The organism is Streptomyces sp. NPDC044061, assembly GCF_056434305.1.
The window spans coordinates 254,750-266,290 of the sequence record NZ_JBWKFL010000015.1 but is presented as its reverse complement, the minus strand read 5'-3'; the positions used below and the strand labels follow the sequence as shown (position 1 = coordinate 266,290).

The 11,541-nt window shown below is 65.9% G+C and carries 22 protein-coding genes and 1 pseudogene; all 23 read right to left on the bottom strand.

Annotated features, from left to right (window positions below; all coding sequences use genetic code 11):
- A pseudogene (locus tag AC07CM_RS25675) lies at nucleotides 1-104 on the bottom strand (DNA-directed RNA polymerase subunit alpha); the annotation flags it as partial.
- Nucleotides 105-258: 154 nt separating this feature from the next.
- Nucleotides 259-663, bottom strand: coding sequence for a 30S ribosomal protein S11 (gene rpsK / locus AC07CM_RS25670; protein WP_003956432.1), 405 nt, complete (start codon nucleotides 661-663; stop codon nucleotides 259-261).
- Nucleotides 664-728: 65 nt separating this feature from the next.
- Nucleotides 729-1,109: a 30S ribosomal protein S13 gene (rpsM, locus tag AC07CM_RS25665; RefSeq protein WP_020135802.1), complete on the bottom strand. Its 381-nt coding sequence runs from the start codon at nucleotides 1,107-1,109 to the stop codon at nucleotides 729-731.
- Nucleotides 1,110-1,300: 191 nt separating this feature from the next.
- Nucleotides 1,301-1,414 (bottom strand): 50S ribosomal protein L36, encoded by a 114-nt coding sequence (rpmJ, locus tag AC07CM_RS25660; protein WP_003974245.1) that lies wholly within the window; start codon nucleotides 1,412-1,414, stop codon nucleotides 1,301-1,303.
- A 60-nt stretch (nucleotides 1,415-1,474) separates the two neighbouring features.
- Nucleotides 1,475-1,696: a translation initiation factor IF-1 gene (gene infA / locus AC07CM_RS25655; protein WP_003948620.1), complete on the bottom strand. Its 222-nt coding sequence runs from the start codon at nucleotides 1,694-1,696 to the stop codon at nucleotides 1,475-1,477.
- Nucleotides 1,697-1,857: 161 nt separating this feature from the next.
- Complete coding sequence (gene map, locus AC07CM_RS25650) at nucleotides 1,858-2,694, bottom strand: type I methionyl aminopeptidase (protein ID WP_478878777.1); 837 nt, start codon at nucleotides 2,692-2,694, stop codon at nucleotides 1,858-1,860.
- A 97-nt stretch (nucleotides 2,695-2,791) separates the two neighbouring features.
- A complete protein-coding gene (locus AC07CM_RS25645) occupies nucleotides 2,792-3,457 on the bottom strand; it encodes an adenylate kinase (RefSeq protein WP_478878776.1) in 666 nt (221 codons plus the stop codon).
- A complete protein-coding gene (gene secY / locus AC07CM_RS25640) occupies nucleotides 3,457-4,770 on the bottom strand; it encodes a preprotein translocase subunit SecY (RefSeq protein ID WP_478878775.1) in 1,314 nt (437 codons plus the stop codon). The genes AC07CM_RS25645 and secY overlap by 1 nt, the downstream gene beginning before the upstream one ends.
- A gap of 233 nt (nucleotides 4,771-5,003) precedes the next feature.
- Entirely contained in the window at nucleotides 5,004-5,459 is a 456-nt protein-coding gene (gene rplO / locus AC07CM_RS25635) for a 50S ribosomal protein L15 (RefSeq protein WP_023547373.1), read from the bottom strand.
- A gap of 2 nt (nucleotides 5,460-5,461) precedes the next feature.
- Complete coding sequence (gene rpmD, locus AC07CM_RS25630) at nucleotides 5,462-5,644, bottom strand: 50S ribosomal protein L30 (RefSeq protein ID WP_003974250.1); 183 nt, start codon at nucleotides 5,642-5,644, stop codon at nucleotides 5,462-5,464.
- Between the two features lie 2 nt (nucleotides 5,645-5,646).
- Nucleotides 5,647-6,252, bottom strand: coding sequence for a 30S ribosomal protein S5 (gene rpsE, locus AC07CM_RS25625; protein ID WP_015658456.1), 606 nt, complete (start codon nucleotides 6,250-6,252; stop codon nucleotides 5,647-5,649).
- A gap of 39 nt (nucleotides 6,253-6,291) precedes the next feature.
- Nucleotides 6,292-6,675 carry a 50S ribosomal protein L18 gene (gene rplR, locus AC07CM_RS25620; RefSeq protein ID WP_145886665.1) on the bottom strand — a complete coding sequence of 128 codons (384 nt, stop codon included), beginning with the start codon at nucleotides 6,673-6,675 and terminating at the stop codon, nucleotides 6,292-6,294.
- 3 nt (nucleotides 6,676-6,678) lie between these two features.
- A complete protein-coding gene (gene rplF, locus AC07CM_RS25615; protein WP_071373346.1) occupies nucleotides 6,679-7,218 on the bottom strand; it encodes a 50S ribosomal protein L6 in 540 nt (179 codons plus the stop codon).
- A 24-nt stretch (nucleotides 7,219-7,242) separates the two neighbouring features.
- Nucleotides 7,243-7,641, bottom strand: coding sequence for a 30S ribosomal protein S8 (rpsH, locus tag AC07CM_RS25610; RefSeq protein WP_007384075.1), 399 nt, complete (start codon nucleotides 7,639-7,641; stop codon nucleotides 7,243-7,245).
- A 212-nt stretch (nucleotides 7,642-7,853) separates the two neighbouring features.
- Nucleotides 7,854-8,039, bottom strand: a complete 186-nt coding sequence (locus AC07CM_RS25605; RefSeq protein ID WP_003948630.1) for a type Z 30S ribosomal protein S14 — start codon at nucleotides 8,037-8,039, stop codon at nucleotides 7,854-7,856.
- 5 nt (nucleotides 8,040-8,044) lie between these two features.
- On the bottom strand, nucleotides 8,045-8,602 hold the full coding sequence (rplE, locus tag AC07CM_RS25600; RefSeq protein ID WP_061920719.1) for a 50S ribosomal protein L5: 558 nt from the start codon (nucleotides 8,600-8,602) through the stop codon (nucleotides 8,045-8,047).
- Nucleotides 8,602-8,925, bottom strand: a complete 324-nt coding sequence (rplX, locus tag AC07CM_RS25595) for a 50S ribosomal protein L24 (protein ID WP_030930498.1) — start codon at nucleotides 8,923-8,925, stop codon at nucleotides 8,602-8,604. Before rplX ends, rplE begins: the two co-directional genes overlap by 1 nt.
- 2 nt (nucleotides 8,926-8,927) lie before the next feature.
- Nucleotides 8,928-9,296, bottom strand: a complete 369-nt coding sequence (gene rplN / locus AC07CM_RS25590) for a 50S ribosomal protein L14 (protein WP_003998823.1) — start codon at nucleotides 9,294-9,296, stop codon at nucleotides 8,928-8,930.
- 100 nt (nucleotides 9,297-9,396) lie between these two features.
- Complete coding sequence (gene rpsQ, locus AC07CM_RS25585; RefSeq protein ID WP_004984524.1) at nucleotides 9,397-9,681, bottom strand: 30S ribosomal protein S17; 285 nt, start codon at nucleotides 9,679-9,681, stop codon at nucleotides 9,397-9,399.
- On the bottom strand, nucleotides 9,681-9,905 hold the full coding sequence (gene rpmC / locus AC07CM_RS25580) for a 50S ribosomal protein L29 (protein WP_478878774.1): 225 nt from the start codon (nucleotides 9,903-9,905) through the stop codon (nucleotides 9,681-9,683). Before rpmC ends, rpsQ begins: the two co-directional genes overlap by 1 nt.
- Nucleotides 9,905-10,324 (bottom strand): 50S ribosomal protein L16, encoded by a 420-nt coding sequence (gene rplP, locus AC07CM_RS25575; RefSeq protein ID WP_055536777.1) that lies wholly within the window; start codon nucleotides 10,322-10,324, stop codon nucleotides 9,905-9,907. The genes rpmC and rplP overlap by 1 nt, the downstream gene beginning before the upstream one ends.
- 5 nt (nucleotides 10,325-10,329) lie before the next feature.
- Complete coding sequence (rpsC, locus tag AC07CM_RS25570; protein ID WP_003998826.1) at nucleotides 10,330-11,151, bottom strand: 30S ribosomal protein S3; 822 nt, start codon at nucleotides 11,149-11,151, stop codon at nucleotides 10,330-10,332.
- Complete coding sequence (gene rplV / locus AC07CM_RS25565) at nucleotides 11,151-11,498, bottom strand: 50S ribosomal protein L22 (RefSeq protein WP_003974262.1); 348 nt, start codon at nucleotides 11,496-11,498, stop codon at nucleotides 11,151-11,153. The genes rpsC and rplV overlap by 1 nt, the downstream gene beginning before the upstream one ends.
- Nucleotides 11,499-11,541: the final 43 nt, after the last annotated feature.

The window sequence follows — 11,541 nt, the reverse complement described above, 5'->3', positions numbered from 1 at the left end:
CCGAGGGTGTAACCGAAGCCCGGCTCCAGCGGCTCGATCACGAACCGGGAGCGGAACTCGTCGACGACCTCTTCGGTCAACGAGGGACGCTGAGCGATCAGCATGTGTGGATCAGATCCTTCTTTCGTGGACGCCCGCTATTTGACGCCCGACGGAAATCGCACCCATGAAAAGGCGCGGGTACTGCAAGGGTACGGGCGGCACGACCCGAAGGAGCCGTACCGCCCGAAACCCTGAGCCGGTCGAAGCGGCCGTGCGTCAGACGCGGCGGCGCTTCGGCGGACGGCAGCCGTTGTGCGGGGTCGGGGTGACGTCCTGGATGGAGCCGACCTCGAGGCCCGTGGCCTGCAGGGAGCGGATCGCGGTCTCACGACCGGAGCCCGGGCCCTTGACGAACACGTCGACCTTGCGCATGCCGTGCTCCTGGGCGCGGCGGGCAGCCGACTCGGCGGCCATCTGCGCGGCGAACGGCGTGGACTTCCGGGAGCCCTTGAAGCCGACGTGGCCGGCGGAGGCCCAGGAGATCACGTTGCCGGACGGGTCCGTGATCGAGACGATCGTGTTGTTGAACGTGCTCTTGATGTGCGCGTGGCCGTGAGCGACGTTCTTCTTTTCCTTGCGGCGCACCTTCTTGGCAGCGCCCTGACGTCCCTTGGGGGGCATCTACTAACTCCTACGGGAGGTGGTCGGTCCTACAGCGAAGACCGTGGACAGGTGTCCGCTGCGGACTACTTCTTGCCCGGCTTCTTCTTGCCGGCGATGGCGCGACGCGGGCCCTTGCGGGTACGAGCGTTGGTGCTGGTGCGCTGACCGCGGACGGGCAGACCGCGACGGTGACGGAGACCCTGGTAGCAGCCGATCTCGACCTTGCGGCGGATGTCGGCCTGGATCTCGCGACGGAGGTCACCCTCGGTCTTGATGTTGTTGTCGACGTACTCGCGGATCGCGACGAGCTGCTCTTCGCTCAGGTCACGAACACGGGTGTTCGGGTCGATGCCCGTCTCCGCCAGCGTCTGCTGCGAAAGAGTCCGGCCGATGCCGAACACGTAGGTGAGGGCGACCTCCACGCGCTTTTCGCGCGGGATGTCAACACCGGAAACGCGTGCCACTTCAATGGCTCCTGGTGATCTTCGGAGGTCTTCCGCAGAACCGGCTCCCGGCCGCCGTACCAGGTACGAACCGGGTCCCCGGCCTCCGAACCGGGGGTGTCGAGCCATCTCGGACTCGGGCTCTGCGTATGAACATATTCAGCTTGCGTCGCGCGAATCCCTGCGAAGAGTGCAGAGGGATCGGTCGTGCGTCAGCCCTGGCGCTGCTTGTGGCGCGGGTTGTCGCAGATGACCATGACCCGACCGTGACGGCGGATCACCCTGCACTTGTCGCAGATCTTCTTGACGCTCGGCTTGACCTTCATTGGGTGAGGTTCTCCGGGTCAGTGCCATCGCACCGGGAAGGCCCGGGGCGGGGGCAAGATCTACTTGTACCGGTAGACGATCCGGCCACGCGTCAGGTCGTACGGAGACAGCTCCACCACGACCCGGTCGTCAGGGAGGATGCGGATGTAGTGCATGCGCATCTTGCCGCTGATGTGTGCCAGGACCTGGTGGCCGTTCTGGAGCTCGACCTTGAACATGGCGTTCGGCAGAGACTCGACGACAGTGCCCTCGATCTCGATGGCACCTTGCTTCTTGGCCACGCTTCGCCCTTCGAATCGACTACCTTGATCGACTCTCTGCCTTGCCCGAGGGGCAAGTGCGAGCGCATGCGGACATGCGGGTGCACGAGAGCCGACGAGTCAGTCTACGTCAGCGCACCCTGAAACACGAATCGGGGAAGTCTGCCCCACGGGCAAGATCTTCATGCAAGAGGGTCGGGGGCGGCCGTGATGCCGTACTCCGCCAGCTTCGCCCTACCGCCGTCGGGGGCCGTCAGGACCAGCGGGCCCTGCTCGGTGAGGGCGACCGAGTGCTCCCAGTGGGAGGACCAGGTGCCGTCCGTCGTGATGACCGTCCAGTCGTCCGACAGGACCTCGGTGCGCGGGGTGCCGAGGGAGACCATCGGCTCGATCGCGAGGCAGAAGCCGGGGACCAGCTTGGGGCCCTTGCCGCGCCGGCGGTCGACGTAGTTCAGCAGGTGCGGGTCCATGTGCATCTCGGTGCCGATGCCGTGGCCGCCGTAGTCCTCGATGATCCCGTACTTGCCGCCACCGGGCTTGGGCTGGCGGCGGATGTACGTCTCGACGGCCCGGGAGACGTCGACCAGGCGGTTGCCCTGCTTCATGGCCGCGATACCGGCCCACATCGACTCCTCGGTCACCCGGGAGAGCTCGATCAGCTCCGGGGCGTGACCGGAGCCCACGAACGCCGTGTAGGCCGCGTCGCCGTGCCAGCCGTCGACGATCGCGCCGCAGTCGATGGAGATGATGTCGCCGTCCTTCAGGACGACGTCCTCGGAGGGGATGCCGTGGACCACCACGTCGTTGACCGAGGTGCAGATCGTCGCGGGGAAACCGCCGTAGCCGAGGAAGTTCGACTTGGCGCCGTGCTCGGCGAGCACCTTGCGGGCGACCTCGTCGAGATCCCTGGTGCTGGCGCCCGGCACCGCCGTCTCCCGGGTGGCCGCGTGGATCGCGGCGACGACCAGGCCCGCCGCTCGCATCTTGGCGATCTGCTCGGGGGTCTTGATCTGCACCATGGGGGTCCTGCGCTCTCCGTCACACGTCGACTGGGTTACGTACACAACACTACGGCCGCGGCACCCGGCAGGGCACCGCGGCCGGAAGGACCGCGATCTACTTGTTCTCGGCCTTCTCGCGCTTGAGGGCGTCCAGCGCCCGCTCGGTGACCTCGTCCACCGGGCCCATCGAGGAGATCGTACGGACCAGGCCCTGCGACTTGTAGTAGTCGATGATCGGCTCGGTCTGCGTGTGGTAGACCTCCAGCCGCTTGCGGACGGTCTCCTCGGAGTCGTCGTCGCGCTGGTACAGCTCACCGCCGCAGACGTCGCACACGCCCTCCTGCTTCGCCGGGCTGTACGTCACGTGGAAGACGTGGGACGAGTCGTTGCGGCAGATGCGCCGGCCGGCGATCCGCTTGACGACCTCCTCCTCCGGGACCTCCAGGTCCAGGACGGCGTCCAGCTTGATGCCCTCGGTCTCCAGCAGCTGGTCCAGCGCCTCGGCTTGCGAGACATTCCGCGGGAAGCCGTCCAGCAGGAAGCCGTTCTCGGCGTCCGGCTGCTCCATGCGGTCCTTGGCCATCGCGATGGTGACCTCGTCGGGCACGAGGTTGCCGGCGTCCATGTAGGACTTCGCGAGCTTGCCCAGCTCGGTCTGCCGGCTGATGTTGGCCCGGAACAGGTCGCCCGTGGAGATGTGCGGAACGGCCAGCTTCTCTGCGAGCCGGACGGCCTGCGTTCCCTTACCGGCACCCGGCGGCCCGACGAGGACGATACGCATCAGCGGAGGAACCCTTCGTAATTGCGCTGCTGGAGCTGGCTCTCGATCTGCTTCACCGTCTCGAGGCCGACACCCACGATGATGAGGATGCTGGTCCCGCCGAACGGGAAGTTCTGGCTTGCCCCGAAGCCCACCAACGCCATTGTCGGTACGAGAGCGATCAGACCCAGATACAGCGAACCCGGCCAGGTGATCCGGTTGAGCACGTAGCTGAGGTACTCAGCGGTCGGTCGGCCAGCCCGGATGCCCGGGATGAAGCCACCATACTTCTTCATGTTGTCGGCGACTTCCTCGGGGTTGAAGGAGATCGCCACGTAGAAGAATGCGAAGAAAACGATGAGCAAGAAGTACAGAGTGATGTAAATCGGGTGGTCGCCCTTGGTCAGGTTCTGCTCGACCCAGGTCTTCCAGCCCGACTTGCCCCCCGCGAACTGCGCGACGAGTGCCGGAATGTAGAGCAGCGACGAGGCGAAGATGACGGGAATCACACCCGCCTGGTTCACCTTGAGCGGGATGTACGTGGACGTACCGCCGTAGGAACGACGGCCGATCATGCGCTTCGCGTACTGCACCGGGATGCGGCGCTGGGCCTGCTCGACGAAGACGACGAGCGCGACCATGACCAGGCCGACCAGGATGACGGTGCTGAACTCGATCCAGCCGCCGGCCAGGGTGCCCTGCTTCTTGATGGCCCACAGCGCGGACGGGAACGTGGCGGCGATCGAGATGAACATCAGGATCGACATGCCGTTGCCGATGCCGCGGTCGGTGATCAGCTCACCGAGCCACATGACGACGGCGGTGCCGGCGGTCATGCAGATGACCATGGTGATGGTGGTGAAGATCGACTGGTTCGGGACGATCGAGTTGGCGACCGGGCAGCCGCTGAACAGCGCGCCGCTGCGGGCGGTGGCCACCAGACCGGTGCCCTGCAGGATGGCGAGCGCCACGGTCAGGTACCGGGTGTACTGCGTGATCTTCGCCGTGCCGGCCTGGCCCTCCTTCTTCAGGGCCTCGAGGCGCGGGATGACCACGGTCAGCAGCTGAAGGATGATGCTGGCCGTGATGTACGGCATGATGCCGAGCGCGAAGATCGTGATCTGCAGCAGCGCGCCACCGCTGAACATATTGACCAGTCCGAAGAGGCCCTGGTTGGCGGACGCCTCGTCCATACACTGCTGGACGGCCTTGTAGTTGACGCCCGGGATCGGGATGTGGGTACCCATCCGGTAGACCACGATGATGGCCAGCGTGAACAGCAGCTTCTTGCGCAGGTCGGGCGTCCTGAACGCCCGGGCGAACGCGGTGAGCACGGTGCCTCCTGCGACCCCCGCGCAACTGCGTCAAGGGTGACGGTCTTGAGGTTCGACGAATGACTAACGGCCAACTGCCGCTCAGAGTGCCCCAATGAAGCACCCGGTGAAAGTGGGCAGTGCTGGCCACCTTACCTGCGTGACCGCTGCCCTAGGAACGACCAACCGGGGATACCCCTTTTGTGGAGTATCCCCGGTCGGGATCGTTCACGTCATCAAGGCGTCCGAGAAACTCAGACGAGCTCGGTGACCGTACCGCCGGCGGCGGTGATCTTCTCCTTGGCGGAGCCGGAGACGGCGTCGACCGTCACCTGCAGCGCCACGGAGATCTCGCCCTGGCCCAGGACCTTGACGAGGCTGTTCTTGCGAACGGCACCCTTGGCCACCAGACCCTCGACCGTGACCTCGCCACCCTCGGGGTAGAGCGCGGCCAGCTTGTCGAGGTTCACGACCTGGAACTCGGTCTTGAACGGGTTCTTGAAGCCCTTCAGCTTCGGGAGGCGCATGTGCAGCGGCATCTGGCCGCCCTCGAAGCGCTCCGGAACCTGGTAGCGGGCCTTGGTGCCCTTGGTACCACGACCGGCCGTCTTACCCTTCGACGCCTCACCACGACCGACACGGGTCTTGGCGGTCTTGGCGCCCGGGGCGGGACGGAGGTTGTGGATCTTGAGCGGGTTCTGCTCCGCCATGATCAGTCGACCTCCTCGACCGTCACGAGGTGGCGGACGGTGTGCACCATGCCGCGGAACTCGGGGCGGTCCTCCTTGACGACCTGCGTGTTGATGCCCTTGAGACCAAGGGAACGCAGGGTGTCGCGGTGGTTCTGCTTGCTGCCGATGTAGGACTTGACCTGCGTAATCTTGAGCTGCGCCATGATTACGCACCCGCCCCGGCACGCGCACGGAGAAGAGCCGCGGGGGCGACGTCCTCGAGCGGCAGGCCACGGCGGGCCGCGACCTCCTCGGGACGCTGCAGGCCCTTCAGGGCCTCCACGGTCGCGTGCACGATGTTGATCGCGTTGTCGGAGCCGAGCGACTTCGACAGGATGTCGTGGATACCGGCGCACTCGAGCACGGCACGCACCGGACCACCGGCGATAACACCGGTACCGGGGGACGCGGGCTTGAGCAGCACGACGCCGGCAGCCTTCTCACCCTGGATGGGGTGCGGGATGGTGCCCTGGATCCGGGGGACCTTGAAGAAGTGCTTCTTGGCCTCCTCAACACCCTTGGCGATGGCGGCCGGCACCTCCTTGGCCTTGCCGTATCCGACACCCACGGTGCCATCACCGTCGCCCACCACGACCAGCGCGGTGAAGCTGAAGCGACGACCACCCTTCACAACCTTGGCGACGCGGTTGATCGCGACGACGCGCTCAACGTACGCGGTCTTCTCGGCGGCAGCAGCGCCGCCGTCACGGCCCTTCCGGTCCCGCCGCTCGCCGCCACCGGCACCGCCACCGCGGCGCTGGGGTCCAGCCATTGGAATTACCTCTCTCTTTTTCCGCTAGCTACGGCAGGCTCAGAACTTGAGCCCGGCTTCGCGGGCGGCGTCCGCCAGGGCGGCGATGCGCCCGGCGTACTGGTTGCCACCACGGTCGAACACGACAGCCTCGACACCGGCGGCCTTGGCACGCTCGGCGACCAGGGCGCCGACCTGCTTGGCCTGCGAGGACTTGTCGCCCTCGCCACCGCGGACGGACGCGTCCAGGGTGGACGCGGACGCCAGGGTGTGGCCCTTGAGGTCGTCGATCACCTGCGCCACGATGTGGCGGTTGGAGCGGGTCACGACCAGACGGGGACGCTCCGCCGTACCGGAGATCCGCTTGCGGATCCGGATGTGACGGCGCTTGATCGCGGCGCGCTTGTAGGCGTCGCCCTTGAGGATCTTCTGCCCGTATGCCATGGCTTACTTACCCGCCTTTCCGACCTTGCGGCGGATGACTTCGCCCTCGTACTTGACGCCCTTGGCCTTGTACGGGTCGGGCTTGCGCAGCTTGCGGATGTTGGCCGCAACCTCGCCGACCTTCTGCTTGTCGATGCCCTCGACCTGGAAGCGGGTCGGGGTCTCCACCTTGAAGGTGATGCCCTCGGGCGCCTCGACGACGATCGGGTGGCTGTAGCCGAGCGCGAACTCGAGGTTCGAGCCCTTGGCCGTCACGCGGTAACCGACACCGCTGATCTCGAGCTTCTTCACGTAACCCTGGGTCACGCCGGTGATCATGTTCGCCACCAGCGTGCGGGACAGGCCGTGCAGGGCCTTGTTCTGACGCTCGTCGTTCGGACGGGTGACGTTCAGAACGCCGTCCTCACCCTTGACGATGTCGATCGGCGCGACGACGGTGTGGGTCAGCGAGCCCTTGGGGCCCTTGACCGAGACCGTACGGCCGTCGATGGTGACGTCCACGCCGGCGGGAACCGTGATGGGGAGCTTGCCAATACGCGACATAGCTGTTTCCTCCGTTCCCTTCCGCTACCAGACGTAGGCGAGGACTTCCCCACCCACGCCCTTCTTGCCGGCCTGCTTGTCGGTGAGGAGCCCGTGCGACGTGGAGATGATCGCCACGCCGAGGCCGCCCAGCACCTTCGGCAGGTTGGTGGACTTCGCGTACACCCGGAGACCGGGCTTGGAGATCCGCTTGATGCCCGCGATGGAGCGCTCACGGTTCGGGCCGAACTTCAGCTCGAGAACGAGGTTCTTGCCGACCTCGGCGTCCTCGACCTTCCAGCCCGTGATGAAGCCCTCCTGCTGGAGGATCTCCGCGATGTGCGACTTGATCTTCGATGCCGGCATCGTCACGGAGTCGTGGTATGCCGAGTTCGCGTTCCGCAGACGCGTAAGCATGTCTGCGATCGGATCAGTCATGGTCATGAATTGGCCTTCGGCCTCTCTCGCCGGGGTTTCCTGGTGCGCCATCCCTCTCCCCGATCCGAGACGGGACGGGTGCGGCGCGGTGGACCTACGGCGTAGTAAGTCGTACGGGCGCGGCAGACGCCCAACCCCACAAGCCTACGGCATGCGGAGAAGGGCCCCTGCCGACCCAGATGCTTACCGAGAGCTTCAGGAATCCCTAAAAACCGGGATTACCAGGAGCTCTTGGTCACGCCCGGCAGCTCGCCACGGTGAGCCATCTCACGAAGGCACACGCGGCAGAGGCCGAACTTGCGGTACACGGAGTGCGGGCGGCCGCAGCGCTGGCAGCGGGTGTAGCCACGCACACCGAACTTGGGCTTGCGAGCAGCCTTGGCAATCAGAGCCTTCTTCGCCATCTCGCTCACGCCTCCTTGAAGGGGAAGCCGAGGTGACGAAGGAGCGCGCGGCCCTCAGCGTCGTTGGTCGCCGTGGTCACCACGGTGATGTCCATACCCCGGGTGCGGTCGATCTTGTCCTGGTCGATCTCGTGGAACATGACCTGCTCCGTGAGACCGAAGGTGTAGTTGCCACGGCCGTCGAACTGCTTGGGGGACAGGCCGCGGAAGTCGCGGATGCGCGGCAGCGCGAGCGACAGGGTGCGGTCCAGGAACTCCCACATGCGGTCGCCACGGAGCGTGACGTGAGCACCGATCGGCTGGCCCTCACGCAGCTTGAACTGCGCGATGGACTTGCGGGCCTTGGTGACGGCCGGCTTCTGACCGGTGATCGTGGTGAGGTCGCGGATGGCGCCCTCGATCAGCTTGGAGTCGCGGGCGGCGTCGCCCACACCCATGTTGACCACGATCTTGACGAGGCCGGGAACCTGCATGACGTTCTCGTACTTGAACTCGTCACGCAGCTTGCCCGCGATCTCCTCGCGGTACTTCTGCTTCAGACGCGGAGTGGTGGTGGTAGCCATCAGATGTCCTCACCCGTCCGCTTGGCAACGCGGATCTTGTTGCCTTCGTCGTCGAAGCGGTAACCGACACGCGTGACGACCTTGTTGCCGTCCTTCTCCACGACGAGCTGAACGTTGCTCACGTGGATCGGGGCTTCGGTGGTCACGATGCCGCCGGCCTGGGAACCGCTGGCGGTCGGGCCGGCCTTGGTGTGCTTCTTGACCCGGTTGACACCCTCGACCAGGACACGCTCCTCGCGCGGGTAAGCGGCAATGACCTTGCCCTGCTTGCCCTTGTCCTTACCGGTGATGACCTGGACCAGGTCGCCCTTCTTGATCTTCATGCTTACAGCACCTCCGGCGCGAGCGAGATGATCTTCATGAACTTCTTCTCGCGCAGCTCACGGCCGACCGGGCCGAAGATACGGGTGCCGCGAGGGTCGCCGTCGTTCTTCAGAATGACGGCGGCGTTCTCGTCGAAGCGGATGTACGAGCCGTCCGGACGGCGGCGCTCCTTGACGGTGCGAACGATGACCGCCTTGACGACGTCACCCTTCTTCACGTTGCCACCGGGGATCGCGTCCTTGACGGTGGCGACGATGACGTCACCGATGCCCGCGTAGCGGCGACCGGAGCCACCGAGCACACGGATGCAAAGGATTTCCTTCGCACCAGTGTTGTCGGCGACGCGCAGTCGCGACTCCTGCTGGATCACGTCTATCTCCTGTTTGTCTGCCGGTTCCCCGGGAGCCGCTCAGCGGAGCGGCTCCCGGAGCCTGGCGGAACTGTCCTGCGAGGAATGCCCCGCAGGAGACTTACTTGGCCTTCTCGAGGATCTCGACGACGCGCCAGCGCTTCGTCGCGGACAGCGGCCGGGTCTCCATGAGGAGGACGCGGTCGCCGACACCCGCAGCGTTCTGCTCGTCGTGCGCCTTGAGCTTGTTGGTACGGCGGATGACCTTGCCGTACAGCGCGTGCTTGACACGGTCCTCGACGGCGACGACGACGGTCTTGTCCATCTTGTCGCTGACGACGAGACCCTCACGGGTCTTGCGGAAGCCGCGCGCCTCAGTGTTCTCAGTCACGTTGTTCTCGCTCATCAGGCGTTCTCCACCGTTTCGATGCCGAGCTCGCGCTCGTGCAGCAGGGTGTAGATACGGGCGATGTCCTTGCGGACGGCACGCAGCCGACCGTGGTTCTCAAGCTGGCCCGTCGCCGCCTGGAAGCGGAGGTTGAACAGCTCTTCCTTGGCCTCGCGGAGCTTGCCGAGAAGCTCCTCGTTGCCCAGCTCGCGCAGCTCGGACGCCTTGGTACCGGCCGACATCACGCTTCACCTGCCTCGCGCTTGACGATCCGGCACTTCATCGGCAGCTTGTGGGCCGCACGGGTCAGCGCCTCACGGGCGATCTTCTCGTTGGGGTACGACAGCTCGAACATCACGCGTCCGGGCTTGACGTTGGCGATCCACCACTCCGGAGAACCCTTACCGGAACCCATGCGGGTCTCGGCAGGCTTCTTGGTGAGGGGACGGTCCGGGTAGATGTTGATCCAGACCTTGCCACCACGCTTGATGTGACGCGTCATGGCGATACGAGCGGCCTCGATCTGACGGTTCGTCACGTACGCCGGGGTGAGCGCCTGGATGCCGTACTCGCCGAACGCAACCGTCGTGCCACCCTTGGCAGCGCCGTTGCGCTTCGGGTGGTGCTGCTTGCGGTGCTTGACCCTACGGGGGATCAGCATTTCGGTCAGGCCTCCGTTCCGGTGCTCTCAGCCGGAGCGGACGCGGGAGCCTCGGCCTTGGGGGCCTCGGCGCCGGCAGCCTGCTGCGGCTTGCGACCGCGCCGCTCGCCACCGCGGCCACCACGGGCCGGGCGGTCGGCACCGCCACGGGCCGGGCGGTTACCCGCACGGGCCGCAGCGTTCTCGGCGCGGACCTCGGCGATGTTCTTGACGTCGCCCTTGTAGATCCAGACCTTCACACCGATGCGGCCGAAGGTCGTCTTGGCCTCGAAGAAGCCGTAGTCCACGTTCGCACGGAGCGTGTGCAGGGGCACACGGCCCTCGCGGTAGAACTCCGAGCGGGACATCTCGGCGCCGCCGAGGCGGCCACCGCACTGGATCTTGATGCCCTTGGCGCCGGCCTTCATCGCCGACTGCATGCTCTTACGCATGGCGCGGCGGAAGGAGACGCGGGAGGAGAGCTGCTCGGCAACGGCCTGGGCAACCAGCTGAGCGTCGGTCTCGGGGTTCTTGACCTCGAGGATGTTCAGCTGGACCTGCTTGCCCGTGAGCTTCTCGAGGTCACCGCGGATGCGGTCGGCCTCGGCGCCACGGCGGCCGATGACGATGCCCGGACGAGCGGTGTGGATGTCCACACGCACGCGGTCACGGGTGCGCTCGATCTCAACCTTCGAGATGCCGGCGCGCTCCATGCCGGACGTCATCATCCGACGGATGGCGACGTCTTCCTTGACGTAGTCCTTGTACAGCTTGTCGGCGTACCAACGCGACTTGAAGTCGGTCGTGACACCGAGCCGGAACCCGTGCGGGTTTACCTTCTGGCCCATTACCGGGTTCCTTCCTTGCTGCTGACGACCACGGTGATGTGGCTGGTCCGCTTGCGGATCCGGTAGGCACGGCCCTGGGCACGCGGACGGAACCGCTTCAGGGTCGGGCCCTCGTCGACGTACGCCTCGGAGATGAAGAGGCTGTCGGCGTCGGTGTGGTCGTAGTTGTGCGCGGCGTTGGCGATGGCGCTGTCGAGCACCTTGCCGACCGGCACGGAGGCTGCCTGCGGAGCGAATCGCAGAACAGCCTGAGCCTCCGTGGCGTCCATGCCACGGATCAGGTCCACCACGCGGCGGGCCTTCATGGGCGTGACGCGGATGTACCGCGCCTGGGCCCTGGCTTCCATGGTTGTCCCTCTCAGTTACTTACGTGTCTGAATGCGATCCGCT

Coding starts and splice junctions, on each gene's coding strand:
- rpsK (WP_003956432.1), bottom strand. CDS start 663: ATGCCCCCCAAGGGACGTCAGGGCGCTGCCAAGAAGGTGCGCCGCAAG.
- rpmJ (WP_003974245.1), bottom strand. CDS start 1,414: ATGAAGGTCAAGCCGAGCGTCAAGAAGATCTGCGACAAGTGCAGGGTG.
- map (WP_478878777.1), bottom strand. CDS start 2,694: ATGGTGCAGATCAAGACCCCCGAGCAGATCGCCAAGATGCGAGCGGCG.
- AC07CM_RS25645 (WP_478878776.1), bottom strand. CDS start 3,457: ATGCGTATCGTCCTCGTCGGGCCGCCGGGTGCCGGTAAGGGAACGCAG.
- rplO (WP_023547373.1), bottom strand. CDS start 5,459: ATGGCGGAGCAGAACCCGCTCAAGATCCACAACCTCCGTCCCGCCCCG.
- rpmD (WP_003974250.1), bottom strand. CDS start 5,644: ATGGCGCAGCTCAAGATTACGCAGGTCAAGTCCTACATCGGCAGCAAG.
- rpsE (WP_015658456.1), bottom strand. CDS start 6,252: ATGGCTGGACCCCAGCGCCGCGGTGGCGGTGCCGGTGGCGGCGAGCGG.
- rplR (WP_145886665.1), bottom strand. CDS start 6,675: ATGGCATACGGGCAGAAGATCCTCAAGGGCGACGCCTACAAGCGCGCC.
- rplF (WP_071373346.1), bottom strand. CDS start 7,218: ATGTCGCGTATTGGCAAGCTCCCCATCACGGTTCCCGCCGGCGTGGAC.
- rpsH (WP_007384075.1), bottom strand. CDS start 7,641: ATGACCATGACTGATCCGATCGCAGACATGCTTACGCGTCTGCGGAAC.
- AC07CM_RS25605 (WP_003948630.1), bottom strand. CDS start 8,039: ATGGCGAAGAAGGCTCTGATTGCCAAGGCTGCTCGCAAGCCCAAGTTC.
- rplE (WP_061920719.1), bottom strand. CDS start 8,602: ATGGCTACCACCACCACTCCGCGTCTGAAGCAGAAGTACCGCGAGGAG.
- rplX (WP_030930498.1), bottom strand. CDS start 8,925: ATGAAGATCAAGAAGGGCGACCTGGTCCAGGTCATCACCGGTAAGGAC.
- rpsQ (WP_004984524.1), bottom strand. CDS start 9,681: ATGAGCGAGAACAACGTGACTGAGAACACTGAGGCGCGCGGCTTCCGC.
- rpmC (WP_478878774.1), bottom strand. CDS start 9,905: ATGTCGGCCGGTACCAAGGCGTCCGAGCTGCGCGAGCTGGGCAACGAG.
- rplP (WP_055536777.1), bottom strand. CDS start 10,324: ATGCTGATCCCCCGTAGGGTCAAGCACCGCAAGCAGCACCACCCGAAG.
- rpsC (WP_003998826.1), bottom strand. CDS start 11,151: ATGGGCCAGAAGGTAAACCCGCACGGGTTCCGGCTCGGTGTCACGACC.
- rplV (WP_003974262.1), bottom strand. CDS start 11,498: ATGGAAGCCAGGGCCCAGGCGCGGTACATCCGCGTCACGCCCATGAAG.